Raw genomic sequence first — 23,972 nt, forward strand, 5'->3', positions numbered from 1 at the left:
ATTATATTTGCCAGCATAGTGAAAAATCATATTCTTCTCCTCTCCATAAACTTCAAAGTTTCTGTTCCTTACAAACTAGAAGTTTCCTTCCGTGGGACTGAAATAGTATACCTCCATTTTATCTAACATTTTTAATCATCCTTTATTCTCTATAATTCCCATAAGTTTTTAGTTATAGGCATGCGTATAATAAACACATTCCTAAAATGTATCTTTTTATCGATATAACCGGCGATATCCTTCAGGGAATACTTTGCCATCGACTGTTCCATCGCCATCTGCACTTCCGCTAGTGGCTTTTACATTGCCTCTCTGATATTCCCTCTTACAAAACAATTAGAATTTGGAACGTGCTTTATAATTTTTTTCCGATTCCCTCAAGTTCGTTCATGGAATCCTTGTTTTTTTCAAGTTCATCTCTGGCTGTTGCGTAATATGATTTTTTGAAAAGCATATCCCATGAAAGATATTTTGCCATACAGTCAAACTGCTTATCAATCAGCTCATACTGGATACTGTCTACGGGAGAACCGCCTACAACAATCGTGCCAACTTTTTTATTTTTTAACTGCAATCCACGGCAGTAGCACTTATCAATGATAAGTTTCAATTGTGCTGACATTCCCCACCAATAAACTGGTGTAGCAAAAAGAATCATATCTGCGGCAGCAATTTTATCAATTGTAGGATTTGTATCATCCTTATCGACGCATCCCTTAGAGCATTGACAGACACCACATCCCTTGCATGGTGCAATGTTGAGTTTGTCGGGTTCAATGATTTCAATTTCATTCTTTTCTGACGCTCCTTTTATAAATGCATTGATTGCTGCCAGCGTGTTTCCTTTTCTGGCACTTCCATTAATGATTACAATTTTCATGCGTGTATCCTCCAACTTCCGATTTGTATTTCTGTTTGTTTTAAAAATGGGCAATCCCGATTGGAATTGCCCACTCATTTATCACTCCAAAATCCAACGGCTTTGCCGTTGCCGTGCTTCGCACTCCTTGATTTTGTCGTTGTCACATCAGGTGAAAACAAATACTCGCTTTGCTCGCGCTTGTTTTCCTGCTGATGTTCCAAATTATGCGATTTTTTCTTGCTTGCACTTAATTTTGCATCAATTGATGTAAGTTTGATGTAAATCGCTGTTTTTTTAGTTTTTTATCAAATGAAGTACGTCCCGTCTATTCGGTAAAACGGTACTTCTTAATAGAGCTTTGCACCTGCCGGGATATGGTTATCGACCATAAGAAGATGAAGCTCTTCATCCTCTGAATCCTTAAGATTGTTTACTGCTGAAAGTAACATACCGCAAGATTCAATTCCCATCATCTTTCTTGGTGGGAGATTGGTAATGGCGATAAGTGTCTTTCCAACAAGCTCTTCTGGCTCATAGTAAGCATGGATTCCGCTAAGTATTGTACGGTCTGTGCCTGTTCCATCATCTAAAGTAAACTGAAGTAACTTCTTTGACTTAGGAACTGCTACACACTCTTTTACCTTAACAGCTCTGAAATCTGACTTACTGAATGTGTCGAAGTCTACTTCTTCCTCAAATAATGGTTCTACCTTAACATTAGAAAAATCAATCTTATTATTAGCTGTAAAGAAACCATTATTATCGCCGTCTGATGCTGTTACTGTAGAAGTGCTCTTTTCAGCCTTTGCAGCACTCTTGTCTGAACCCAATGATTTCATTGTCGGGAGCTTTTTTGATTGCTAAGCTAACTCTTGTATATCCTTGTAAGCCCTTGGAAAATGGGCTTTCCCGGATTCTATATACTTGGATACTCTTGGACGTTTTTTTGACTTTTGTGCGTCCAAAAGATGTCATTCGCCTTAAAATACGTCTTTTTATTTTATGCATGTACTGCTGTGTCAAACACAACAATACTTAGCAAGTATAACATATTTGTCACAGTATGAATAGGTATATTTTTCAATCTTCAAAGAGTTCAATCGCAGGACTCTTTTCTAAAAAATATCCATATTTTTTGATAATTTCTCAATTACTGATTTGGTAACATCTGGGTTTGCTTCTGCATATATGTTCATGGTAGTCGATACATCAGCATGTCCCATTACCTCTTGAATTACTTTGATGTTGGTTTCATTCTCGCAAAATCTTGATGCAAACGTATGTCTGAAGATATGGCAGGAGAATCTTGGAATCATAACAGGTTCTCTCTTCTCCTTTTTAGCAGCCACCTCTTCTTCTGAATTATGTGTATCAACAATTCTCTTGATTGCCCGGTTTACTGCTGCTGGGTTATGTGGCATACCAAATCGGTTTGTAAATACAAAATTGGTCATTCCATCCACATTCTCAACACAAAAGCCTTCCTGCTTCTGTCTCTCATATTCTTCCTGAAGCACATCATATACCTGCTGCATCATAGGTATTCTACGATTACCTGCCTCCGTCTTTGGCAAAGATACTCTAAACTCACATTTATATGAATCATCCATTCTCTGGTAATATGTTAAGCTATGATTGATATCAATGATTCGATTTTCCAAATCAATATCATCCCAGCGTATCCCAATTGCTTCTCCTATTCTGCATCCAGTTCCTAACAAAAATACAAAGAATGGATACCAGTGATAAAAGAACGGATTCTTTGCTACATACTCCATGAATTTTCTCTGCTGATCCACAGTCAACGCTCGCCTTGTTTTTCTGGCACCACCATTACGCTTTTTTACTTCACAGTATGCTCCGTCTACCGGATTCTTCCTTATGATATCATCTCTGACAGCAAGTTGAAATGTAGGTCTTAATACTGTGTTAATTGTCTCAAGCGTATTAATCTGTAATCCCTGAGTATTAATCAAGTCTGTATAAAAGAACAACACGTCTGAGTATTTCACATCTCTTACTTTCTTCTTGCCAAATGTATCACGAATAAAATGATTCCATGTATACAAATAATTACTGTAAGTAGTGCTACGCAATTCTGTTTTAGTTGATATGTACCTGTCAAACAAAAAGTTCACATCAGCCTTTCCTGCGACATAGATATCAAGTCCATCCAACTGGTCTTTTTGTAACTGTTCTTCTCTTTCTCGAAGTTTTACCAAAGACTTTGCATAAATGGTTCTTTTCTTGCCTAATGGATCAATATATACATATGAGTATCTTCCGTCGCCTTTTCTGTAACCCTCACCCTTTCTTAATACTCTGCCTTTACCATCTTTTCTACAAGCCATTATTCTCTCCTTTCTGGAGAAAAGAGCCTGTTCTACTAATTAGCCTGTTGCTTCATTTGTAATTCAACACCCATTCTAATCAATTGCGAAATGGATAGATTATGAGTCTCAGCATACTCAACCATTATCTGGTATTCCTCTTCTTTGAATTTAACAGTCACCTTATGATCAAAAGGTTTATCTGCTTTTGGTCTTCCAGTTCTAGCCATCTGTATGCCTCCTTCATATCTTAATTATATTATACTTTTGGTCTGACCGAAAGTCAATACATTTTTTCTTTCTTGGCTCATTTTTCTCCATACTTGTTTGTATTTCTTCTATACTAATGCGTCATTTCTCATAATTACTTATAAAACTCGTCATCTACAATATGGAAAGTTTCAAGATACTCGTCAATAATATCAAGATTAACCAACACCAGCTGATTCACTTTATAACATGCCTTTGCATCCTTCGCTAACTGCATAAACTTTGACACACTCATTGAATACATCTCTGCTCCTTCTGAATATCTGACAAATCTTTTATTATTAGTCTTTTTAGTTCTGCTGTCCATTTGCTAACTCCTCCATTACCATTTTGCGAGCTACAGGTAACAGATCAAACTGTCGTATCAATGCTCTGTCTATTTCTTCTCTCACGCCGGAATCCTCAATGACAGTTCCACTTACATTATCAATTGACTTTCTAGACTTGATAAATGCAACACCTCTTGCATTGACTCTGTTGTTTACTCCTGTGAAATCGTTCCTCTTGTTCATAATAAATGTTCTCCTTTACATTTGATGTATTGGAGAGCTCCGGCGCCTTCACTCTCGTGACGTGCTCCCTCAAGCACATGTTTATTGTATATTGTCATGGATGAATTGCCGACCGTGTTTACGCGACAATTTTGTCGTGTTAACACGACATTTGCATCTGCCTTCTAAACACTCATCATTGCCTTCATCATCGCCACACACTGTCTGAGCTGCATGGGTAATGCAACAGAAGTATGTTGCTAATGGAGAAATTGGTATATTCTCTCTCAACGGAGATGCCTATATTAAGAAATTACAAAACGATAAAGACGGAATTTTCCTTATCTCGCTTAATGAAAAGTATGCACCTATCAAGGTTGGAGAAAACGACCGCTTAGACATATTTGGAAAAGTTCTTGGAAAATCTGATGCTTCTGTTATTACTGGACATTGCCGATAAAACGCAAGTCCTTTTTATCGGACACATTATTTTGCATAATTGACAATAAGAAAATATCTATAGCTATAGAACTGAAAGAAGGGATTTTTATGGAGGTTACCAATAATATCAGAGAAATCCGGGAACAGCGTGGCATTTACCAGGATGACCTTGCCTCTGCTATTTGATACAGCACCAAAACTGTCGGCAGGATAGAGAGTGGAGACAGCACCCCATCTGCCGAATTTATGCTGCGGATATCAAAATACTTTAATATGCTGGTGGAAGATGTATTCCATGTGGAAGATTGAGCTGGGCACATGATACCCAGCTCTTTTACTATCTACTTTCAACATAAATTTAAAAATCACATATAATTATCCACTAAGTTATATGTAATAACTGTGCAAATCCTAATACAGTTTTGCACCTGCTGGAATTGAATCGTCTAACATTACAAGATTCAACTTTTCTTCTCCATTTACATTGTGAATAGCTGAAAGTAACATACCACAAGAGTCAATTCCCATCATAGAACGTGGTGGAAGATTTACGATTGCCAATAATGTCTTTCCAACAAGTTCCTCTGGCTCATAAAAAGCATGTACTCCTGAAAGAATCGTTCTCTCATTCTCAGTTCCATCATCAAGTGTAAATCTAAGAAGCTTCTTACTCTTAGGTACTGCCTCACAATTTTTTACCTTTACAACACGGAAGTCTGACTTTGAGAATGTATCAAAATCAACCTGCTCCTCAAATAAAGGCTCTATTTCAATACCTGTATTATTTTCAACAACTGCTGCCACTTCCTCTGTTACTACTTCATTGTTATTCATTTGATTATAACTCCTTTGCATTAATTTCTCATAATAATATGTAATGTCGGTTGAAACTGCATTACTACTAGCTAGTATACCATAAACATACTGTTTTTAGGAAGAAATGTCATATTTCATCCATGTATGCATATTGTCAAGTGTATGTGTCATATTTTATATTCAAAATAAAAAAAGCTGCTACTCTCTAAAAAATAACAGCCTTTCTTACTATATCAGCCTTTTGGAATTTGACCATCGACATACAGAATGTGATTAACTAACCACTCTGTGAGATATTTTAAAATTCCCATAATCTGTTCATCTTGATCTTCTACATCATCATTGTGTTGTTCTGTAACCTTAATATGTATAAATGCTTTTAGCATTTCCATAATCCATGCAGGTTACAATATGCATATACTTCTTCTACCTGTTCACCATCGCAAAGACAAAAATCTGCTACCGGCTCCTGCCCCGGAGTTAGCTGCTTTCTGTAAATACCCTGATTTGTATTTAATGTAATCCACTCAATGAAATGCTCTTCAAGCATTGGATGTTTTGTCTCTCCGACCACGACATGAACATGACTGCCTTCTATCGTATATACAGGTACATGCTTCTCGACAGCAGCATCTGTCACTCCGGCCTTTAACTCGTGCATAGCCTCGCCACAACATATTACCGGCACGCCCTTATCCTTTACCATTTCAATAATGTTTCCACAGTGATTGCATACATAATATTTTACTTCCATCTTTTTTCTCCTTCCATGTGTAAAAAATAAAATCTAAATTGCTTCTATAACTTTTTTAAGAATCCGCCGATCCATTAAGCTTTAATGCTTCTTTGGAATTATCTCATATCTTTAATAATTCTCTTCATGTACTTCAAAATAGCTCTGAGGATGATTACATACCGGACATACATCAGGAGCTTTTGTTCCTACCACAATATGTCCACAGTTACGACATTCCCATACTTTGACTTCACTCTTTTCAAATACCTGTGAAGTTTCAATATTCTTAAGAAGTGCACGATATCTTTCCTCATGGTGCTTCTCAATCTCACCTACTGCCCTGAATTTTGCTGCAAGCTCAGGGAATCCTTCTTCCTCAGCTGTTTTAGCAAAGCCATCATACATATCTGTCCACTCATAATTTTCGCCTTCTGCCGCTGCCGCCAGGTTTTCCTTTGTATCACCAATTCCTGCTAATTCCTTGAACCACATCTTTGCATGTTCTTTCTCATTATCTGCAGTCTTTAAAAACAATGCTGACATCTGCTCGTAACCTTCTTTTTTCGCTACAGAAGCAAAATAGGTATACTTATTTCTTGCCTGTGATTCCCCTGCAAATGCCTCCTGTAAATTCTTCTCTGTCTGTGTTCCTGCATATTTGTTTTCTGCCATCTCTTTTACCTCCGTTTTCTTTACTACTTTTTCAAAATCTGATGCCGGGTGCTTGCACAAAGGACATATAAAGTCATCCGGTAATTCCTCGCCTACATATTCATATCCGCAAATTCTGCAACGCCATATTGTCTGACCGTCCTCTGTTTTTCCAACCTCCTGTGGCTTAGGCTTAATATTATTCTGATAATAATCATATGTAGCTGAAGGAATATTGCTTAAAACTTCCATATCGGTTATCTCACCGATAAACATCGTATGTGAACCTAAATCTTCAGTCTTATTAACTGTTACAGAAATGTATGCATTTGTTCCTTCTGTAATATAATAAATACCATTTTCTCCCCTGGAACACTTTTCAAATGTTTCAAACTTATTTGTATCCCTTCCTGATTGGAAGCCAAAATGTTTAAACAATTCAAACTGTGCATTCTGACTCAGGACTGATACTGTAAATTTTCCTGTTCTTACAATCATATCATGCGTATAATTTGCCTTATTGACGCAGATACTTAACTGGTTTGGTTCCGAAGCTGCCTGTATGGCTGTATTAATAATACATCCATTGTCTTTTTCATCTTCCCTTGCAGTCAGTACAAACAATCCATAACTCAGCTTATACATTGCTTTCCTATCCATATTTTCCTCCCTTTATCTTCTCCATGTATTTTAAATGGTATTCTCTAAATAGCCATTTATTCTTATTAATTAGGATTAATTGATAATAATTATTATATAGTATTATAGTACTTTAGTCAATATAAAACAGTAATCATTCCTATTTTTAAAATTTAAAATATTATCCTTTATTTTCAAAGAAACGCAAAAAATCAGGTTTAAAATTCATTAAATATCTAGTATTTATGTATCATAAAAAGTACAGCCTATTTATTGAGAATGCTTATTTTATCTGATACAATAAGGAAAATTGAGATTTTATTTTATAAGGAGGAATCAATAATGAGAGGTGTCGAAACCCGAATTCAGGAAATCAGACATAAAATCTTTACTGAGGTTGCACGTATGGCTTATCATACAGAATGGCCTGTTAAAGAACGTATGGAAGCTCTTCCATACAAGATTGTTCCTGGCGAAAAAGGAAATTTCAGGAACGATGTATTTTTGGAGCGTGCTATAGTCGGAGAGAGGCTTCGTCTGGCAATGGGTCTGCCTTACCGCAGTGCTGCAGAGCATTCACCTATATCAGATGGAATCGAGGCTGCCGACAAAGATGAAACCTACTATACACCGCCTCTTATCAATGTTATAAAATTTGCCTGTAATGCATGCCCTGAAAAAAGAGTACATGTTACAGACGGCTGTCAGGGATGTCTGGCTCATCCATGCATGGAGGTATGTCCAAAAGATGCCATATCGCTGGATCGCACAACCGGAAAATCTATAATTGACCAGGAAAAATGCATAAAGTGTGGTCGCTGTGCAAGCGTATGTTCATATAATGCAATTATTGTTCAGGAACGTCCATGTGCAAAGGCCTGTGGCATGGATGCCATTTCTTCTGACGAAAACGGCAAAGCAAATATCGATTATGACAAGTGTGTTTCGTGCGGACAATGCCTTGTCAACTGTCCTTTTGGTGCGATTGCTGATAAATCCCAGATTTTCCAGACTATCAGAGCTATACAGTCCGGTGAAAAGGTCTATGCTGCAGTTGCTCCTGCATTTGTTGGACAGTTTGGTCCAAAAGTTACTCCCGGAAAGCTACGTGCAGCCATGAAGGCTCTTGGTTTTGCAGATGTATTTGAAGTAGCTATAGGTGCAGACCTCTGTGCCAAGCAGGAGGCCGAGGACTTCCTAAAAGAGGTACCGGATGAACTTCCTTTCATGGCAACCTCATGCTGTCCGGCATGGTCTGTCATGGCTAAAAAACTCTTCCCTGAGCATGCAAAATGTATCTCAATGGCACTTACACCTATGACACTCACTGCACGTCTTATAAAGCAGCATAATCCAGATGCGCGCGTGGTATTTATCGGACCATGTGCTGCCAAAAAACTTGAAGCTATGCGACGCAGTGTACGAAGTGAAGTGGACTTTGTACTCACCTTCGAAGAGATGACCGGTATTTTTTCTGCAAAGCATGTGGACCTTGAAAATATCGAGGAAGACCCTGCAGGTGTCAGCGATGCTTCAACAGACGGAAGAAACTTCGCAGTCGCAGGAGGTGTGGCACAGGCTGTTGTTAATGTCATAAAGCGTGATCATCCGGATCAGGAGGTAAAGGTAGCAAACGCAGAAGGTTTAAAGGAATGCCGTCAGCTTCTTAAACTTGCAACTTTAGGCAAGTATCCCGGATATCTGCTTGAGGGTATGGCATGTCCCGGAGGCTGTGTTGCCGGTGCTGGAACCATGCAGGCAATTAAGAAATCACAGACTTCTGTCGGATTGTATGCAAAACAGTCTACTCATAAAACATCAAGTGAAACTGAGTATATCAAGGAGCTTGACAAGCTTGTAGATTAATATCAATAAAAAAGAGGATATATGGATATGTATAAATCCATATGTCCTCTTTTTTATTACAGGTTATCTTATAATATAAAATTAGTAATAGTTATTATTTTCAAATTATATTCTCTTGAAAACTTAAAATAATTATGCTATTTTGCGTTCAAAAACATATTTACTATCTGATGATAAATCAGACCTGAATATATAACCAAGCCTGTCAAACTTTTTTATATCATCAGGATTTTCAATATCATTTTCCGCCATGAATCGAACCATCTCACCACGAGCCATCTTAGCATAAGTACCTTTTGTTACCAGTTTATTTCCAGCTTGTTCGCAGAATGAAATTGTAATATATTTATCCTTCGGTGTAAGATACTTTTCTATACATTTAGAATATTCCTTTGATGCAAGATTAATTATAATTCTGCTTTCATCAATTACTGAACGATACAGCATATCATGCCAGTACTCATACAGATTTTTTGCATCTCCTATTTCGACCTTTGCCTGCATTTCCAAGCGATATGGCGTTACTCCGTCCATAGGTTTTAAAACACCGTAAAAAGCTGATAATATTCTCAAATGATTTTGTACATACTCAAACTGACTATTTTCAAACACGGATGGTGCCATATATTGAAAAGCAATTCCTTCATATGATAAAACAGCAGGTGTGAGCATATGGTATATATCCATATTTTCCAATCTGTTAAAGTTCTGCTCTGCAATCTTGTCATTACATTTCCAGATAGCTTTCAGTTCTTCTTTTGATTTGCTTTTTATCCAGTTTAATACTTCTGCTGTCTTATCAATATAGACAGGCAGTTCAACCGGTGCTAAGTTATCGGTATCTACAATCATCTTTTTTGCAGGTGATAAAATAATCTTCATTATGCCAATTCCTTAAGCATATTTTCAGGGTCATCTGACGCCTTGACTTTATCATTTGCCTTTATAATGATTCCCTGCTCATCAATAAGATATGTAGTTCTTACTACACCCATAGATACTTTTCCATAATTTTTCTTTTCTTTCCAGACATCATATGCTTCAATAACTTTACGCTCTGGATCTGCTAATAGCGTAAATGCCAGTCCGTATTTTTCTTCAAATCTCTTGTGAGACGCTACAGAGTCCTTGCTTACTCCGAGAATAACAGCTCCCTTCTCAGTAAACTGTGGATAACGCTCAGAAAAGCCACATGCCTGCTTCGTACATCCTGGTGTATTATCCTTTGGATAAAAATATAAGATTACTTTTTTTCCTGCATAATCGCTTAATTTATGCATTTCTCCATTCTGATCCGGCAATTCAAAGTCCGGTGCTTTTATTCCTAACTCTAACATTTACTATTCCTCCGCTTTTGTATTTTCCACCTGTTTTCTTGTTCTTTTATTACCTGAAATCATTTTATGACCAGAATAGACTGCCATAATCATGCATATCAGAGAGCCAAACGCAAAGTATTTGTGTGCTGCTTTTAACCCTTTATATCCTGTATAAAAAGTTCCAACCATTGTAACTATTGCTCCGATTGACCAATATTTATGTGCTTTCATTTTATACCTCCAAATTGATTAAGCTGTTTCCAAAATAAATATCTCTAATTCTGGCATTACCTTGACGCATCCTTTTGTGTTGTATTTTTTTATTCTTCTTAATGACAGCTATGGCTTCCGCATCCATGCTCACCACACGTATGTCCTTCCCCATGGTTGTGCTCATGGTGAGAACACTTCACATCCGGATTATAATCAAGCGTATCATTGATAAAAGCTTCTACTGCTTTATCCGCATCTCCTGAAACTCCGCCAAAAAGCTTAATGCCCGCTGCCGCTAACGCAGTCTGAGCACCTCCTCCGATTCCGCCGCAGATCAAAACATCGGCATTTAAGGCATTAAGAACTCCTGCCAATGCACCATGTCCGCTTCCATTCGTATCTACTACTTCTGAATGTAGCACTTTTCCTTCCTCTACATCGTAAATCTTAAATGTCTCTGTGTATCCAAAGTGTTGGAAAATCTGTCCATTTTCATATGTTACTGCTATTCTCATGATACCTTCTCCTTTTTCTACTGCATATTTTTGATAAATCTCATGTTTGTAACATCCTCCAAAGCTGCAGTCGCTGCTCTGACCGTCACAGATTATGAAATCCCCACCCTCAATTTTAAGCGGATGTCCATCAATGAGAGCATCTGCTATTTTCTTTCTGGCAATCTCGTAAATCCGTTGGACCGTCGTTCTTGCGATCTGCATAGATTCTGCACACTGCTCCTGACTATAACCTTTCTTGTCCAAAAGACGGATTGTCTCGTACTCATCTACCGTCAGAACAATGGGCATTTTTTTCTCAGTATCATCTGCCGGAAGAAATTCTAAAACATTTGGGAAATGGCAGACTTTTCTGCATTTTACTGGTCTCGGCATGAAATTGCTCCTTTCTCGCTTTTCTTATATAATAGTCCTATAAAGGGCATATGTCAATTATTCGATTGACGCATCTTAAAAAAGCAAGTATACTATGTTCATAAAGGAGATAACTATTATGAGCTTCGAAAATTATTTTCCACTATGGAATGACTTAAATACAGCACAGAAAAAACTAATTTCAGACAATTTGATCACACAGCATGTGAAAAAAGGAACAATCATTCACAACGGGAACATGGATTGTACCGGATTATTACTGATTAAATCCGGGCAGCTTCGAACTTACATACTTTCAGATGAAGGACGAGAGATTACACTCTACCGTCTGTTCGATATGGATATGTGTCTTTTATCCGCCTCATGTATCATGCGATCCATTCAATTTGAAGTAACCATTGAAGCAGAAAAAGATACGGATCTTTGGATCATCCCTGCTGAAATCTATAAGGGCATCATGAAGGATTCTGCTCCTGTCGCAAACTATACCAATGAGTTAATGGCTACCCGTTTTTCTGATGTCATGTGGCTGATTGAACAGATTATGTGGAAGAGTTTGGATAAGCGTGTTGCTTCATTTCTTTTAGAAGAAACATCCATTGAAGGAACAAATGAACTGAAAATCACTCACGAAACTATCGCAAACCATCTTGGTTCCCACAGGGAAGTTATCACTCGAATGCTTCGATACTTTCAAGTCGAGGATCTCGTCAAACTCTCCCGCGGCAAAATCACAATCCTTGATTCAAAAAGACTGGAAACACTCCAAAGGTCATAAAACTGTTTTTCTGTAACATATAAAGAAGAATCCTCCATTTATCAGAATTATGAAAGTCATTCTAATAAATAGGGGATCTTTTTATGCTATAAGAAAATTATAAAAATATCGTGATTATTTTTTAATAATCCATACCACATGCATATGCCCTTTCAATCAGCGCACGGTCATTGACCACTGCATCATAGAAGCGAAATCCGCCAGAGAAATTATACGTTTCATAACCGTTTCCTTCCAGAATACGGCTCGCAATATAACTGCGCAGACCACTCTGGCATATCAGATACACAGGCTTTCCTTTCTCAATTTCACTAATTCGTTCTCTCAGTTCATCTACAGGTATGTTTTTGAATCCATCAATATGCCCCATGCTGAATTCACCTACAGTTCTCACATCTAGCAACACCACATCTTTATCTTTAGAAATCTTGTCCATATCTTCCAAATGCCATTGCTTTAATGTCCCTTTTGCAATATTGTCTATCATAAATCCAGCCATGTTTACCGGATCCTTGGCAGAAGAATAGGGTGGTGCATATGCCAGATCCAGATCTTTCAACTGGGTTGCATTCAGCCCCGCATGAATTGCTGTTGCCAGCACATCAATACGTTTATCAACTCCTTCATATCCAATAATCTGAGCGCCAAGCAAACGATAGCTCTCTTTTTCAAAAATCACCTTCATGGTCATCACTTTTCCACCAGGATAGTAACCGGCATGACTCATAGGAGAAAGAATTACTGTATCTACCTCTAATCCTGACTTTTTGGCATTGGTTTCATTGATACCTGTAGTGGCTGCTGTCATATCAAACACTTTTATAACGGAGCTTCCCTGACTGCCCAGGTAACGACTATCACCGCCACAAATATTATCAGCGATGATTCTGCCCTGTTTATTGGCTGGTCCTGCCAAAGAAATCAGCGCATCATTACCCGTAACATAATGTTTTACCTGAACTGCATCACCTGCAGCATAAATATCCGGTACAGAGGTTTCCATTCTGTCATTCACTACAATACTTTCCTTGATGCCAAGTTCCAGACCGGCTTCTTTTGCTAATACTGTGTCTGGTGTAACTCCGATTGCCAGAACTACCATATCAGCCTGAAGGGATGGATTATCTTTCAACAGAACCTCCACTCCGTTGTCTTTTCCTTTAAATCCTTCTACTGTATACCCCAGTACCAGTTTTATCCCATGCTTTCTCATTTCATTATGGATCATGGATGCCATATCCGGGTCAAAAGTGTTCATCAGCTGCTTAGGCCGCTGGACAATCGTAACATCCATGCCAAGCTCCCTCAAATTTTCTGCCAGTTCCAGACCAATAAAACCGCCACCTGCCAATACAGCCGATTTTGGATGATTCTTATTTATATATTCCTTTATCCGAAAAGTGTTTTCTACAGTACGAAGTGTAAAAAGTTTATCAATACCTACTCCGGGAAGTCTCGGCTGTGTTGGCTTTGCACCTGGAGAGAGGATCAGCTTATCATATTTTTCTTCAAATATCTCACCATTCTCTAAATTTTTCACTGAAACCGTTTTACGTTCCGGATGTATGGAGATAACTTCATGATGAATTTTCATGTTAATACGGAAGCGTTTAAAAAAACTCTCTGGTGTCTGTAGGGTAAGTTCTTCCGGGTCTGTGATCACGTCTCCAATATAATATGGAAGTCCACAATTTGCATAGGATATGTATCCGGATCTTTCAAACACAGTAATTTCAGCATGCTCATTCAGTCTGCGTATTCTTGCTGCGGCTGTAGCTCCTCCGGCTACACCTCCTACAATTATTACCTTCATCTTATTTTCCCACCTTTCCTGAGTAAGCTGCAATGCCACCGATATTATTTACTTTAGAATATCCCATTCGTTGCAACATCCCAGTTGCCTGACGGCTCCGGGAACCGGAATAACAGTATACAAACAGAGGGATCTCCTTATTCTTCGCTACAGAAACAATATTGTCTAGTTGCTGCAACGGCACATTTTTACTTTCTGGTATATGTCCTTCCTGATATTCCTGCGGAGTACGGACATCCAGCAGAACTGCACCAGCAGTCATTTTATATTCTTCTATGCCTTGATTAATATTCGACTGTTTAAAGAAATCAAAAAATCCCATTAGCACACCTCCCTAAAGCATTTCTAAAATCGCATTCTTAGGTCTCGCCCCTGAAACCTGCTGTACAATCTTCCCATTCTTCATAACCACTAAAGTCGGAATGCTCATAATACTGAACTTATTTGCCAGTTCAGGCTCTTCATCTACATTAATCTTTCCAACTTTAATATCCCTACGCTCATCTGCAATCTCCTCTACAATAGGTACTACCCTACGGCAAGGCGCACACCAAGATGCCCAAAAATCTAAAAGAACGGTTTTATCGGAATTCAGTACTTCGTTCTCAAAATTATTTTTATTGATATTAATAGCTGACATTTTACAGTCCTCCTTATCTTTTTCTTTTTGTAGCTTTGTTATAGTCTTAAATTCATTTGTTTTCCGTGATTACATCACCATACCACATTAAATTAACTTCTTGCCATACCATCTACACTTAATATAACACCTGTAATGTAACTCGCCTCATCTGATGCAAGAAACACAAACGCATTGGCAATATCTTCTGGCTGTCCAAGACGACGCAATGGAATTCTTTCAATCATAGGTTCGATAACTTCCTTTGGCACAGCTTTCATCATATCAGTTTCTGTAATCCCAGGTGCAACAGCATTAACACGAATACCTTTAGGTCCTAGTTCTCTTGCTAATGATACAGTCAATCCGTTTACTGCAAACTTCGATGCCGGATAAGCAACCCCACTTGGCTGTCCCGAAATACTCACCATGGAAGAAGTTGAGAGAATGACACCCTTGCCTCTTGCCACCATACATTCTGCTGCTACACGAGTAGTATTAAATACTCCTTTTACATTTAGGTCAATGACTTTATCAAAAGTCTCCTCTGTATAATCCATAAATGAGGTATTTTCTGAAATTCCTGCATTATTTACCAGTATATCGACACATCCATATTTTTCAGTTGCCTCTTTAAAAGCCTTTCTGACAGATTCCATGCTTGCCAGATTTGGACTAATTCCAGCAACTATTGCATTGGGATATTTTTCTTTTAATTTATCTACAGCAACATCTGCTGATTCCTGTGAACTTGCTGCCAACACAACTGAAGCACCTTCCTTCAAGAATTTATCAGCTGTAGCAAATCCTATACCACGACTGCCCCCCGTAATGATTGCAACTTTATCTTTTAATCTCATTTAGACTACCTCCTTACTTAATTTGTAGCTACATTATAAGCAAAAGGTAAATTATTTTCTGTGATATCATCACAAAATAATTGATTCATTCACTGCAAAATATAAGAACCACCTTTCTGCCTTGGTGGTTCTTTGTGTCATATATGAAATTTCTGAGAGTCTTAATAAAGAGAAACACAAGATTGATACTATTACGTACTAAAAAAGGACGCAGGATCTCTCCCACGTCCTCACATTTATCTGGCTTTATCTTCCCTTACCTTCGATACGTCCTTGTTTTATTTTAGTATCGGTCTGGATTCTCTCTCATAAAGATAAATTCTGCTACAGAGCGGTCATATGTTTTAATGTGTTCAAATAGCCAATCGATTACATTTTTCTGTACAAGTTCACTAAACTGTTCTGTTGGTCCTTCATAATCCTGAAGGTATTCTTGCAGTTCCTGAATTGTCTTTTTAAACTCTTCATGTTTTTCGTGATGTTTTTCATACTCTGGATAACCAGCATTTTCCTGAAGCTTTTCCTCTTCTTTGAAATGAAAGTTAGTATACTCATCCAGATAATCCAGCATTTTGATTGCTTTTAGCTTGCTGTCGCCATTTTGACATGCAGTTACAAAGTTCTGGATACGTTCAATCAATTCTTTATGCTGTGTATCAATTGTTTTATTTCCTGTTATTAAATTGTCATCAAAAGTAATATTTAAATCATAAGTCATAATCTGGTCTCCATTTCTTTTTTATTTTCTCTTGGATTCTTTTTGTGTCTGTCAGTTTCACATCTAAATTTTCTGCTTACTCTTCTAAAGGAACAAAAACATCTTTTCAAATCCATAGATTGGGCATACCCAGTGCTCTGGAATATACTCAAATGTAATTTTGGGAGCGATATCTATGTTTAGATTGCCTACTGCTGGTTCATAAATATAGCCACATTGTTCACATTCATATTTTTTCTTTTCAATGTTTTTTTCTTAGTTTTCTATACTTGTATTATACATGATAATTTTTTTTTTTCAATAGCAGTAATAGTCGTTATTTTTGGTCATTATAATTAACGCAAATATGCGGCAATTATAATGATACAGTTATGATATAATTATTTCATAATAAAAATGTAAAGGAGAGGGTCAACATGATTACAACAAGAGAATTTTTTAAACATGATGCTGAAGACATTATTAGTAACATTGAAATCATTTATTCAGTGCAAAGAGAAGAATCAAATAAATATCTTTTTGAGCTATTTCGAAGTAAAGATGAGCTTTTAGATAAATACGAAGCTGGTCTTGATTCTCCATACGAGGATTTATCTGATATCGACAATTTATCTGACGAGGAACAATCTACAATAATTACGGAGCAGAAAGCACGCGTCTCAAACGTATATAATAAGATTCAGAAAGAGAGGGAAGCATTTATGAAAACAGTCGGCTAATGTAGTCTTGCACATTTTCTTTACTAATGTTATTATAAAAATGTGAGTGGGAACGAAATAGCACTCACTATCCCTTTTTTTTAAATATTTTATCAAAAACTAAACTTCCCAAAAGCCAGCCGTTTGCAAACGGCTGGCTTTTTACTGTATTCATTTAATAATCTGTACTACAGTTTACGTCCGCACATAGGACAATATTCAATCTCTATTCCGTTAATGAACACTGGCAAACTATTAATGCCTATGTTAATCTCCAGTGTCTTATTATCTCTTCAGTTGGAGAGAATCTGTTTGGGGAAAAATTATGTAAATTTTTTAAATTGTTGCAGATATACCAGAAAACCCCGTACAGATTTTCTATTATAGACAATCTATACGGGGTTTATTCGTGAAACAATATTCTATTTCCAAACTTCTTCTGCAATTTCTTTTACAAATGCAAGTTTTGCCCACTGCTGCTCCTCTGTGATCTTATTTCCAATCTCACAGGATGCAAATCCACACTGTGGACTTAAGCATAGACGCTCAAGCGGAATATACTTTTCTGCTTCGTGAATTCTTGCGATCACCTTATCCTTATCTTCCAGTTCCGGTTTCTTTGTTGTAATAAGACCAAGTACAACTTTCTTGTCCGGAGACACTTTTGCAAGCGGTGCAAAACCACCGGATCTCGCATCATCATACTCCAAAAGTAATGCGTCCACATGCTCCTGGGCAAATACATAGTCAGCTACAGAATCATATGGTCCACTTGTAAAAAATGTAGAGTGATAATTTCCGCGACAAATGTGGGAAGTAATCACCATATCCTCCGGTCTTCCTTCCAGTGCCAGATTATTTACTTTCAAAAGCCGTGCCTTTACATCTTCAATATCAACACCAAGTGACTGGTATCTCTGCTTTGCAGCATCTCCGACAATTGCACCCCAGGTACAGTCATCAAGCTGCAGATTACGGCATCCTGCTGCATAGAACTGTTTGATCACATCCTGATATGCCTTACCGATATCCTCGATCAATTCATCATCTGTCGCATAAAATTTTCTTGTCTGCTCAATGTTCTGCGGAACGATCATCTGCTGATACATCTGCGCCGGTGCCGGAATGGTATACTTTGCAACGGTCTGTTCATCTTCAAACTGCTTTAAGAATTTGAAATACTCTACAAACGGATGCACCTTTGCTTTTACCTTTCCCACCAGATAAGTAGCCTCAAGGTCTGCCATCTCTCCGTTAAACTGTACGCCGCCACCATCTTTTTCATGGGTAACTCCTTCAAATCCCCACATAAAATCCAGATGCCAGAATTTTCTTCTGAATTCCCCATCTGTAATCGCATGGTATCCTGCTACTTTCTGCTTTGTAACGATCTCTGTCACGCACTCATCCGTCACGCGGTCGAGTTCTTCCTGTGTGATTATTCCTCCTTCAAACGCTTTTTTTGCTGCTTTAAGCTTTTCTGGTCTTAAAAAGCTTCCTACAAAATCATAGCGAAATGGTGTCTTTAATGTACTCATATATTGATAACCTCCTGTGTTTTTCTGTTCGTTTTCTAGGGTTATCCTACCATGTCACTATGACTTTGTATAATACATTTCTTTTGCGGTTAGTCATAGTTTGAAGCTATATCCAGTTATGACAAACATATTTAAATGTAGTATCTATCACATCATCTATCTGATATGGCTCTACCTCACCATTTTCCTCGGATACATCCTGTCTATACATCTTTCCTTCAGAATCTATGCCAATAGCATAATCATGTCCTTCCATATAATTAAGAAGGATTTCTGCATCTTCTATCGAAGGGTTCAGTAAAATATCAAATGTTTCTGCCCAGGCAATAAGTTCATCTGGTTCTGTGATTATTGTAAGTTCTTTATCCATTGCTTTCCTGCACCTCCCTTATCCGTGTTTTGTATATCTCTCACACCTACACGCCTGTCTGAATCTTTTAGGTTTACGGCTAGATACGCATTAGAGACATCTCTGTCCTAATGCCATCTAGTTATGGAGAAAATCTCCCTAAAACCCTCTGTTTATGAAAGTGGGGGCGCTTTCTGCCCCCACTCATCAAAATCCGATTTCTCATGCCCTGACTGGTTCATCTGCTATCTGATTTATCTTGTTCAGATTAAGTTTTGCAACCACAAGCCACTCGTTGTAATCCTTATATCCGGCTGGAGGCGGGCAGTCTTCTACCTCATATCCAAGCTCATAATACTTTCTCATAAGTTCAGCTGCTGCCTTCCGTCCCAGCTTATCTCCATCAAAGCAGAGCCGAATGGAAGTAATCTGCGGATGTTCCCGAAGAAAAGTTTCAAGCGGGGCATCTGCAAGCATCCCAAGTGCCAGCTTATTTGATTCAGAATCCGTGAAGATATCCACATAACTCATGCTCCGTAAATTTACTACCTACAGATACTCTGCAGTGCAAACTACTTTGCAAATCTGTAACTGATTATTCAATTGTTATGTCCAATCTCTCCTGGACAATTGATATTCTACAATGCACTTTAATTTTACGGAAGTGACACCACTGGTGTATTTTTACGAATTTTCACCAGTTTTTGGTGTATTTGTCATTTCCTTTAATTTGTTCCATGTATGCTTAGGCAGTTCTCTTGCCGGCTCTCTGAATAGTTCAAGATATTTTTCAAATAATTCCGTATTGATTAATGCTGAATTACCGACTTTATAGACTGCTCCTGCCTCTCTCGCAATTACTATGATTCTAGATTTACTTATCCCATAAATAATCGCTCCTTCCTCTGCATTGACAAATTTTTTCATAAAATCCTTTGTATCTGAATAGCACTTATATGAGTAACTCATTCATCAGTCTCCTTTCGCATTTGGCAATGGATGTTTCATTTCTGTTGGCGGTTCTCTGAATTGCTCCATATAATCATCAAAAATTTCCAAATTTATTAATATAGTATTTCCCTTAGCTGTTCCAATCTTATATACAGCACCCGCTGCTCTAGCCATTTCAATAAATCTATGATGCCCTATGCTATATGTCATTGAAGCTTCCCCAATTCTTACAAACTTCTTTTCTACGATTTTGTTTGAACTAGGCACTCTTGCAAAATGTTTCATAAATTTCATCAACCTTTCCTTATGTACTAATATAATCTTTGCAAGCTGATATCTTGCTCCAGCAGCTAATGCTATATCCATTGCCTCATCTCGTGTTACATCTAATAAAGCCATTACTTCATCAATACGAATAAATCTTGGTTTTACAGTTTCTTTTCTATAGGCACTAACTGAACCACTCAATGTATTTACCATAACATCACCTACTTATAAAACTCAGAATCTATAATATGAAAAGTTTCAAGATACTTATCCAATATTTCTGTATTAACAAGTACAAGCTGACCAATCTTATAACATGCCTTGGCATCCTTAGCCACTTCTTGAAATTTTGTCATTCCCATACTGTACATCTTTGCACCATCTGAATATCTTACAAACTTTTTTGCATCCTCATATCTATCTTTCTTCTTTGATTCATCCATTGCTGTGCTCCTTTCACTTTGACTTCATAACAAATGACGTATTTTCTCCATAACGCAAAAAAGAGGACATCTTCTAAATTTCTTTAGAAAATGTCCTCTTAGCAGTTCATATTCGATTGAATCTTATTCTTTTCAGATTGTGTACTCTTTCATACTGATGTAAATGACTATGCCAAAATACGTCTTTTAATGCGTCCTTTGACGTACTCAAATGCCTCAATCCCGCATAAACACTAGGTTTATTTATCCATGCTCTTCATTGTCGGGAACAAAAGTACATCCCTGATAGCTGGTGAATCTGTAAGAAGCATAACAAGTCTGTCGATACCATATCCGATACCACCTGTTGGAGGCATACCTACTGCAAGTGCATTAAGGAAGTCTTCATCTGTGTGCTGTGCTTCCTCATCACCATTCTCTGCATTCTTATCCTGCTGTGCAAAACGTTCTCTCTGGTCGATTGGGTCGTTAAGCTCTGAATAAGCATTACACATTTCCCATGTGTTGATGAAAAGCTCAAAACGTTCAACCTTTTCTGGATCAGATGGCTTCTTCTTAGTAAGTGGAGAGATTGCAAGCGGATGATCCATAATAAATGTAGGCTGGATTAACTTCTCTTCGCAATACTCTTCAAAGAATAAGTTAATGATATCGCCCTTTGTATGACGTTCCTCGAACTCAATTCCTCTTTCCTTAGCAAGAGCCTTAGCTTCTTCATCTGTCTTAATTGTATCAAAGTCAACGCCTGCATATTCCTTGATAGCATCATTCATAGTAAGTCTTCTGAATGGCTTTCCGAGGTCTATCTTAGTACCGTTGTAAGTAATTTCAGTTGTTCCACATACAGTCTTTGCAAGGTGTCTGAACATGCTCTCTGTAAGCTCCATCATACCTTCATAATCTGTGTATGCCTGATACAGCTCCATAAGTGTGAACTCAGGATTATGTCTTGTGTCAACACCTTCATTTCTGTATACACGTCCGATTTCATATACTCTTTCAAGACCACCAACGATAAGTCTCTTAAGGTAAAGCTCTAAAGATATACGAAGCTTAACGTCCTCATCAAGTGCGTTGTAGTGAGTTTCAAAAGGTCTTGCTGCTGCACCACCTGCATTAGAAACAAGTGTTGGAGTCTCAACCTCCATAAAGTCCCTGCCGTCAAGGAATCTTCTGATTTCCTTTATAATCTGTGATCTCTTTACAAATGTATCCTTAACTTCAGGATTCATTATTAAATCAACATATCTCTGACGGTATCTCATATCAGTATCTGTAATTCCATGGAACTTCTCTGGAAGTACCTGTAAGCTCTTAGAAAGAAGTGTTATTTCCTCTGCATGAACTGATATTTCACCTGTCTTAGTTCTGAATATAAAGCCCTTGATACCAAATATATCACCTATATCAGACTTCTTGAAATCTGCATAAGCATCATCACCTATGGCATCTCTTGATATATATGCCTGCATTCTGCCCTTAAGATCTGCTATATTACAGAAAGATGCCTTTCCCATTACTCTCTTGAACATCATTCTTCCTGCAAAGCTTACCTCAATAGGAGAAGCATCCATGATAGCTCTTCTCTCATTATAATCAGCATTAACGGCTTCTCTTGCCTGCTGCTCATCCATACCATCAGTATTAACTGCTGGTCTGTCGCCAAGAAGTTCCTTTTCGTGTGCTTCATAGATGGCTCTTATTTCATCTGTATGATGTGTAACATCATACTTTGTTATCTGAAATGGATCTTTACCTGCTTCCTGTAATGCAGCGAGCTTGTCCATTCTTACTTTAATCTGCTCATTAACATCTGGCTGTGAATTATTCTTATCTGCCACTTTCTTATCTCCTTTATATATAATTAGTCATTCTGTACTGAGATAATCTTATATTCAATAACTCCTGCTGGTGCTTCAACCTTAACTGTATCTCCAACCTTCTTGCCAAGCATAGCTGCTCCAAGTGGTGATTCATTTGATATCTTGTTATTAAGACTATCTGCTTCTGAAGAACCTACGATTACATATTCAATATCTTCATCATATTCTACATCGTGAAGCTTAACAACGCTTTCCATCTTGATAGCGTCCTTATCTGTATTGTTATCCTGAACAACTTCTGCGTTCTTAAGAATTTCTTCAAGTTCTGCAATCTGTGTTTCAATATCTCTCTGCTCATCTTTAGCTGCATCGTACTCAGCATTTTCTGATAAATCGCCCTGTTCTCTTGCTTCCTTTAACTTCTGGGCAACTTCCTTTCTTCTATCAACCTTTAAGTGCTCAAGTAAAGCTACTCTTTCTTCATATCCTTTTTTTGTAAGTAACTGTTTCTCTGCCATAGCTCGTCACCTTTCCATAAATAATATTTATATAGTATTATTACTATTGCTTAATAAAATGTTCAAGATATTATATCTCAACTAATACTTTATGTCAATCCACGCATCTGCTGTACAAATTCATTGAACTCGTCCTGCTTTGTTATATGATTAACCTCATTTCTTAATGCCGCCGCGTGCTTTATTCCTGCTGTATACCACGCAAAATGTTTACGCATCTCGCGCACTGCTGTAAATTCGCCCTTTACATCGCATAACATCTGGCAGTGCCTGATAATCATATCAACTATCTCATCTATTGACGGAGGTGCTGTAATATTTCCTGTTTCAAGATAGTCCTTGACCTGTCTGAATATCCACGGATTACCCTGTGCCCCGCGTCCTATCATAACGGCATCACAGCCTGTCTCCTTAAACATTCTTACTGCATCTTCACCACTTCTTATATCGCCATTGCCTATTACCGGAATATGAACCTTTTCTTTAACACGCCTTATTACATCCCAGTCAGCCTTTCCAGAATAATACTGGCTTCTTGTCCTTCCGTGAACCGCAACCGCGGCCCCACCTGACTCCTGTATAATATATGCTATTTCTTCAGCGTTAATGCAGGTTTCGTCAAATCCTGTCCTTATCTTTACGGTGACAGGCTTATCAACTGCATTTGCCATAGCCTCCACTATATTTCCTACAAGCAGGGGATTTTTAAGCAGTGCCGACCCCTCTCCGTTATTAACCACCTTAGGAACTGGACATCCCATATTGACATCTATTATATCAAAATCTCTTTCCGCAAGCCTTTTGGCGATGTCTGCCATTATCTGTGGTTCTGAACCAAATAACTGTACAGCTATCGGACTTTCTTTCTTATCTGTCTTTAATAATTCTTCTGTATTTTTATTATTATACAATACCGCCTTGGCACTCACCATCTCTGTATACAAAAGTCCACAGCCCTGTTCCTTGCATAAAAGACGAAATGGCAGGTCTGTTACTCCTGCCATCGGTCCTAATGCGACATTTGTTTTAATATCAACATTACCTATTCTCATCTTAACTCCGTTGTTATAATA

Annotated in this window: 29 protein-coding genes and 6 pseudogenes; 5 read left to right on the forward strand and 30 right to left on the reverse strand. The window is 37.8% G+C overall.

From position 1 onward, the window contains the following. Positions 1–355: 355 nt before the first annotated feature. The 6 genes and pseudogenes from WMO14_RS10540 to WMO14_RS10565 form a co-directional block, all read right to left on the reverse strand. Positions 356–880 (reverse strand): flavodoxin family protein, encoded by a 525-nt coding sequence (locus WMO14_RS10540; RefSeq protein WP_349153801.1) that lies wholly within the window; start codon positions 878–880, stop codon positions 356–358. A gap of 329 nt (positions 881–1,209) precedes the next feature. Further along, a pseudogene (locus tag WMO14_RS10545) lies at positions 1,210–1,707 on the reverse strand (hypothetical protein); the annotation flags it as partial. A gap of 270 nt (positions 1,708–1,977) precedes the next feature. Continuing rightward, positions 1,978–3,213, reverse strand: coding sequence for a tyrosine-type recombinase/integrase (locus WMO14_RS10550; RefSeq protein ID WP_349153802.1), 1,236 nt, complete (start codon positions 3,211–3,213; stop codon positions 1,978–1,980). A gap of 35 nt (positions 3,214–3,248) precedes the next feature. Continuing rightward, positions 3,249–3,422 carry a DUF6290 family protein gene (locus tag WMO14_RS10555; protein ID WP_349153803.1) on the reverse strand — a complete coding sequence of 58 codons (174 nt, stop codon included), beginning with the start codon at positions 3,420–3,422 and terminating at the stop codon, positions 3,249–3,251. A gap of 134 nt (positions 3,423–3,556) precedes the next feature. Further along, a complete protein-coding gene (locus tag WMO14_RS10560) occupies positions 3,557–3,769 on the reverse strand; it encodes a DUF6462 family protein (protein WP_004611639.1) in 213 nt (70 codons plus the stop codon). Next, entirely contained in the window at positions 3,753–3,974 is a 222-nt protein-coding gene (locus tag WMO14_RS10565; RefSeq protein ID WP_349153804.1) for a hypothetical protein, read from the reverse strand. The genes WMO14_RS10560 and WMO14_RS10565 overlap by 17 nt, the downstream gene beginning before the upstream one ends. Positions 3,975–4,185: 211 nt before the next feature. Between WMO14_RS10565 and WMO14_RS10570 the strand changes: the two are divergent. Beyond that, positions 4,186–4,413 (forward strand): annotated as a pseudogene (locus tag WMO14_RS10570) (S24 family peptidase); the annotation flags it as partial. Positions 4,414–4,604: 191 nt separating this feature from the next. Continuing rightward, a complete protein-coding gene (locus tag WMO14_RS10575; protein WP_349153848.1) occupies positions 4,605–4,703 on the forward strand; it encodes a hypothetical protein in 99 nt (32 codons plus the stop codon). A gap of 102 nt (positions 4,704–4,805) precedes the next feature. On the opposite strand, the pseudogene WMO14_RS10580 reads toward WMO14_RS10575, so the two are convergent. The 5 genes and pseudogenes from WMO14_RS10580 to WMO14_RS10600 all read right to left on the reverse strand — a co-directional run. Beyond that, a pseudogene (locus WMO14_RS10580) lies at positions 4,806–5,162 on the reverse strand (methionyl-tRNA formyltransferase); the annotation flags it as partial. A gap of 281 nt (positions 5,163–5,443) precedes the next feature. Continuing rightward, a pseudogene (locus WMO14_RS10585) lies at positions 5,444–5,563 on the reverse strand (bacteriohemerythrin); the annotation flags it as partial. Positions 5,564–5,589: 26 nt separating this feature from the next. Then, positions 5,590–5,964, reverse strand: coding sequence for a desulfoferrodoxin family protein (locus WMO14_RS10590; protein WP_278795128.1), 375 nt, complete (start codon positions 5,962–5,964; stop codon positions 5,590–5,592). 111 nt (positions 5,965–6,075) lie between these two features. After that, positions 6,076–6,618 (reverse strand): rubrerythrin, encoded by a 543-nt coding sequence (rbr, locus tag WMO14_RS10595; RefSeq protein WP_334294626.1) that lies wholly within the window; start codon positions 6,616–6,618, stop codon positions 6,076–6,078. Between the two features lie 18 nt (positions 6,619–6,636). Continuing rightward, a pseudogene (locus WMO14_RS10600) lies at positions 6,637–7,257 on the reverse strand (flavin reductase family protein); the annotation flags it as partial. Positions 7,258–7,578: 321 nt separating this feature from the next. Here WMO14_RS10600 and WMO14_RS10605 point away from each other — a divergent pair. After that, on the forward strand, positions 7,579–9,102 hold the full coding sequence (locus WMO14_RS10605; protein ID WP_349153806.1) for a 4Fe-4S dicluster domain-containing protein: 1,524 nt from the start codon (positions 7,579–7,581) through the stop codon (positions 9,100–9,102). Positions 9,103–9,234: 132 nt separating this feature from the next. On the opposite strand, the gene yaaA is transcribed toward WMO14_RS10605, so the two are convergent. The 4 genes from yaaA to WMO14_RS10625 all read right to left on the reverse strand — a co-directional run bounded on the left by yaaA (position 9,235) and on the right by WMO14_RS10625 (position 11,524). After that, positions 9,235–9,984 (reverse strand): peroxide stress protein YaaA, encoded by a 750-nt coding sequence (gene yaaA, locus WMO14_RS10610; RefSeq protein WP_349153807.1) that lies wholly within the window; start codon positions 9,982–9,984, stop codon positions 9,235–9,237. Then, positions 9,984–10,439, reverse strand: a complete 456-nt coding sequence (gene bcp / locus WMO14_RS10615; protein ID WP_349153808.1) for a thioredoxin-dependent thiol peroxidase — start codon at positions 10,437–10,439, stop codon at positions 9,984–9,986. The genes yaaA and bcp overlap by 1 nt, the downstream gene beginning before the upstream one ends. A gap of 3 nt (positions 10,440–10,442) precedes the next feature. Continuing rightward, entirely contained in the window at positions 10,443–10,652 is a 210-nt protein-coding gene (locus tag WMO14_RS10620) for a DUF6219 family protein (protein ID WP_015516636.1), read from the reverse strand. 98 nt (positions 10,653–10,750) lie between these two features. Next, the gene (locus tag WMO14_RS10625) at positions 10,751–11,524 is read right to left on the reverse strand and encodes a DUF134 domain-containing protein (RefSeq protein WP_349153809.1); all 774 of its coding nucleotides are present in this window, start codon (positions 11,522–11,524) and stop codon (positions 10,751–10,753) included. Positions 11,525–11,642: 118 nt separating this feature from the next. On the opposite strand from WMO14_RS10625, the gene WMO14_RS10630 reads away from it, so the two are divergent. Beyond that, positions 11,643–12,302, forward strand: a complete 660-nt coding sequence (locus WMO14_RS10630; RefSeq protein WP_349153810.1) for a Crp/Fnr family transcriptional regulator — start codon at positions 11,643–11,645, stop codon at positions 12,300–12,302. A 121-nt stretch (positions 12,303–12,423) separates the two neighbouring features. Here the strand turns inward: WMO14_RS10630 and WMO14_RS10635 are convergent, their stop codons facing one another. From WMO14_RS10635 to WMO14_RS10660, 6 genes are all read right to left on the reverse strand, one after another. Further along, a complete protein-coding gene (locus WMO14_RS10635; protein WP_349153811.1) occupies positions 12,424–14,115 on the reverse strand; it encodes an FAD-dependent oxidoreductase in 1,692 nt (563 codons plus the stop codon). Between the two features lies 1 nt (position 14,116). Continuing rightward, positions 14,117–14,437 (reverse strand): rhodanese-like domain-containing protein, encoded by a 321-nt coding sequence (locus tag WMO14_RS10640; RefSeq protein ID WP_349153812.1) that lies wholly within the window; start codon positions 14,435–14,437, stop codon positions 14,117–14,119. 12 nt (positions 14,438–14,449) lie between these two features. Then, on the reverse strand, positions 14,450–14,755 hold the full coding sequence (trxA, locus tag WMO14_RS10645; RefSeq protein WP_015516641.1) for a thioredoxin: 306 nt from the start codon (positions 14,753–14,755) through the stop codon (positions 14,450–14,452). A gap of 92 nt (positions 14,756–14,847) precedes the next feature. Then, positions 14,848–15,594 (reverse strand): SDR family NAD(P)-dependent oxidoreductase, encoded by a 747-nt coding sequence (locus WMO14_RS10650; RefSeq protein ID WP_007887247.1) that lies wholly within the window; start codon positions 15,592–15,594, stop codon positions 14,848–14,850. Between the two features lie 283 nt (positions 15,595–15,877). Then, positions 15,878–16,312, reverse strand: coding sequence for a bacteriohemerythrin (locus WMO14_RS10655; protein ID WP_349153813.1), 435 nt, complete (start codon positions 16,310–16,312; stop codon positions 15,878–15,880). 84 nt (positions 16,313–16,396) lie between these two features. Further along, positions 16,397–16,558, reverse strand: a complete 162-nt coding sequence (locus WMO14_RS10660) for a rubredoxin (RefSeq protein ID WP_138305420.1) — start codon at positions 16,556–16,558, stop codon at positions 16,397–16,399. Between the two features lie 170 nt (positions 16,559–16,728). Here WMO14_RS10660 and WMO14_RS10665 point away from each other — a divergent pair, with 170 nt between their 5' ends. Continuing rightward, positions 16,729–17,031 (forward strand): hypothetical protein, encoded by a 303-nt coding sequence (locus WMO14_RS10665; RefSeq protein WP_349153814.1) that lies wholly within the window; start codon positions 16,729–16,731, stop codon positions 17,029–17,031. A 401-nt stretch (positions 17,032–17,432) separates the two neighbouring features. Here WMO14_RS10665 and WMO14_RS10670 read toward each other — a convergent pair whose 3' ends face one another. The 9 genes and pseudogenes from WMO14_RS10670 to dusB form a co-directional block, all read right to left on the reverse strand. Then, complete coding sequence (locus WMO14_RS10670; RefSeq protein WP_349153815.1) at positions 17,433–18,548, reverse strand: 5-methyltetrahydropteroyltriglutamate--homocysteine S-methyltransferase; 1,116 nt, start codon at positions 18,546–18,548, stop codon at positions 17,433–17,435. Between the two features lie 106 nt (positions 18,549–18,654). Next, a complete protein-coding gene (locus WMO14_RS10675; RefSeq protein ID WP_349153816.1) occupies positions 18,655–18,918 on the reverse strand; it encodes a hypothetical protein in 264 nt (87 codons plus the stop codon). Between the two features lie 201 nt (positions 18,919–19,119). Further along, a pseudogene (locus tag WMO14_RS10680) lies at positions 19,120–19,428 on the reverse strand (toprim domain-containing protein); the annotation flags it as partial. 153 nt (positions 19,429–19,581) lie between these two features. Beyond that, complete coding sequence (locus WMO14_RS10685) at positions 19,582–19,866, reverse strand: DUF6462 family protein (RefSeq protein WP_172794139.1); 285 nt, start codon at positions 19,864–19,866, stop codon at positions 19,582–19,584. Positions 19,867–19,869: 3 nt separating this feature from the next. After that, positions 19,870–20,328 (reverse strand): DUF6462 family protein, encoded by a 459-nt coding sequence (locus tag WMO14_RS10690; RefSeq protein ID WP_349153817.1) that lies wholly within the window; start codon positions 20,326–20,328, stop codon positions 19,870–19,872. Between the two features lie 8 nt (positions 20,329–20,336). Beyond that, positions 20,337–20,558: a DUF6462 family protein gene (locus WMO14_RS10695; protein WP_117920363.1), complete on the reverse strand. Its 222-nt coding sequence runs from the start codon at positions 20,556–20,558 to the stop codon at positions 20,337–20,339. Positions 20,559–20,797: 239 nt separating this feature from the next. Further along, positions 20,798–22,345 (reverse strand): lysine--tRNA ligase, encoded by a 1,548-nt coding sequence (gene lysS / locus WMO14_RS10700; protein ID WP_439655304.1) that lies wholly within the window; start codon positions 22,343–22,345, stop codon positions 20,798–20,800. Positions 22,346–22,422: 77 nt separating this feature from the next. Continuing rightward, a complete protein-coding gene (gene greA, locus WMO14_RS10705) occupies positions 22,423–22,899 on the reverse strand; it encodes a transcription elongation factor GreA (RefSeq protein ID WP_022501307.1) in 477 nt (158 codons plus the stop codon). An 89-nt stretch (positions 22,900–22,988) separates the two neighbouring features. Next, positions 22,989–23,951, reverse strand: a complete 963-nt coding sequence (dusB, locus tag WMO14_RS10710; RefSeq protein ID WP_055176497.1) for a tRNA dihydrouridine synthase DusB — start codon at positions 23,949–23,951, stop codon at positions 22,989–22,991. Between the last annotated feature and the right edge of the window lie 21 nt (positions 23,952–23,972).

Origin of the sequence: Lachnospira rogosae (ex Hitch et al. 2025) (assembly GCF_040096455.1) — a bacterium.
Taxonomy (GTDB): domain Bacteria; phylum Bacillota; class Clostridia; order Lachnospirales; family Lachnospiraceae; genus Lachnospira; species Lachnospira rogosae.

What these genes read in the sequence shown, in the direction of transcription:
- WMO14_RS10540 (WP_349153801.1), bottom strand. Translation starts at nt 880, where the DNA reads ATGAAAATTGTAATCATTAATGGAAGTGCCAGAAAAGGAAACACGCTG.
- WMO14_RS10550 (WP_349153802.1), bottom strand. Translation starts at nt 3,213, where the DNA reads ATGGCTTGTAGAAAAGATGGTAAAGGCAGAGTATTAAGAAAGGGTGAG.
- WMO14_RS10555 (WP_349153803.1), bottom strand. Translation starts at nt 3,422, where the DNA reads ATGGCTAGAACTGGAAGACCAAAAGCAGATAAACCTTTTGATCATAAG.
- WMO14_RS10560 (WP_004611639.1), bottom strand. Translation starts at nt 3,769, where the DNA reads ATGGACAGCAGAACTAAAAAGACTAATAATAAAAGATTTGTCAGATAT.
- WMO14_RS10565 (WP_349153804.1), bottom strand. Translation starts at nt 3,974, where the DNA reads ATGAACAAGAGGAACGATTTCACAGGAGTAAACAACAGAGTCAATGCA.
- WMO14_RS10590 (WP_278795128.1), bottom strand. Translation starts at nt 5,964, where the DNA reads ATGGAAGTAAAATATTATGTATGCAATCACTGTGGAAACATTATTGAA.
- rbr (WP_334294626.1), bottom strand. Translation starts at nt 6,618, where the DNA reads ATGGCAGAAAACAAATATGCAGGAACACAGACAGAGAAGAATTTACAG.
- WMO14_RS10605 (WP_349153806.1), top strand. Translation starts at nt 7,579, where the DNA reads ATGAGAGGTGTCGAAACCCGAATTCAGGAAATCAGACATAAAATCTTT.
- yaaA (WP_349153807.1), bottom strand. Translation starts at nt 9,984, where the DNA reads ATGAAGATTATTTTATCACCTGCAAAAAAGATGATTGTAGATACCGAT.
- bcp (WP_349153808.1), bottom strand. Translation starts at nt 10,439, where the DNA reads ATGTTAGAGTTAGGAATAAAAGCACCGGACTTTGAATTGCCGGATCAG.
- WMO14_RS10620 (WP_015516636.1), bottom strand. Translation starts at nt 10,652, where the DNA reads ATGAAAGCACATAAATATTGGTCAATCGGAGCAATAGTTACAATGGTT.
- WMO14_RS10625 (WP_349153809.1), bottom strand. Translation starts at nt 11,524, where the DNA reads ATGCCGAGACCAGTAAAATGCAGAAAAGTCTGCCATTTCCCAAATGTT.
- WMO14_RS10630 (WP_349153810.1), top strand. Translation starts at nt 11,643, where the DNA reads ATGAGCTTCGAAAATTATTTTCCACTATGGAATGACTTAAATACAGCA.
- WMO14_RS10635 (WP_349153811.1), bottom strand. Translation starts at nt 14,115, where the DNA reads ATGAAGGTAATAATTGTAGGAGGTGTAGCCGGAGGAGCTACAGCCGCA.
- WMO14_RS10640 (WP_349153812.1), bottom strand. Translation starts at nt 14,437, where the DNA reads ATGGGATTTTTTGATTTCTTTAAACAGTCGAATATTAATCAAGGCATA.
- trxA (WP_015516641.1), bottom strand. Translation starts at nt 14,755, where the DNA reads ATGTCAGCTATTAATATCAATAAAAATAATTTTGAGAACGAAGTACTG.
- WMO14_RS10650 (WP_007887247.1), bottom strand. Translation starts at nt 15,594, where the DNA reads ATGAGATTAAAAGATAAAGTTGCAATCATTACGGGGGGCAGTCGTGGT.
- WMO14_RS10655 (WP_349153813.1), bottom strand. Translation starts at nt 16,312, where the DNA reads ATGACTTATGATTTAAATATTACTTTTGATGACAATTTAATAACAGGA.
- WMO14_RS10665 (WP_349153814.1), top strand. Translation starts at nt 16,729, where the DNA reads ATGATTACAACAAGAGAATTTTTTAAACATGATGCTGAAGACATTATT.
- WMO14_RS10670 (WP_349153815.1), bottom strand. Translation starts at nt 18,548, where the DNA reads ATGAGTACATTAAAGACACCATTTCGCTATGATTTTGTAGGAAGCTTT.
- WMO14_RS10675 (WP_349153816.1), bottom strand. Translation starts at nt 18,918, where the DNA reads ATGGATAAAGAACTTACAATAATCACAGAACCAGATGAACTTATTGCC.
- WMO14_RS10685 (WP_172794139.1), bottom strand. Translation starts at nt 19,866, where the DNA reads ATGAGTTACTCATATAAGTGCTATTCAGATACAAAGGATTTTATGAAA.
- WMO14_RS10690 (WP_349153817.1), bottom strand. Translation starts at nt 20,328, where the DNA reads ATGGTAAATACATTGAGTGGTTCAGTTAGTGCCTATAGAAAAGAAACT.
- WMO14_RS10695 (WP_117920363.1), bottom strand. Translation starts at nt 20,558, where the DNA reads ATGGATGAATCAAAGAAGAAAGATAGATATGAGGATGCAAAAAAGTTT.
- lysS (WP_439655304.1), bottom strand. Translation starts at nt 22,345, where the DNA reads ATGGACAAGCTCGCTGCATTACAGGAAGCAGGTAAAGATCCATTTCAG.
- greA (WP_022501307.1), bottom strand. Translation starts at nt 22,899, where the DNA reads ATGGCAGAGAAACAGTTACTTACAAAAAAAGGATATGAAGAAAGAGTA.
- dusB (WP_055176497.1), bottom strand. Translation starts at nt 23,951, where the DNA reads ATGAGAATAGGTAATGTTGATATTAAAACAAATGTCGCATTAGGACCG.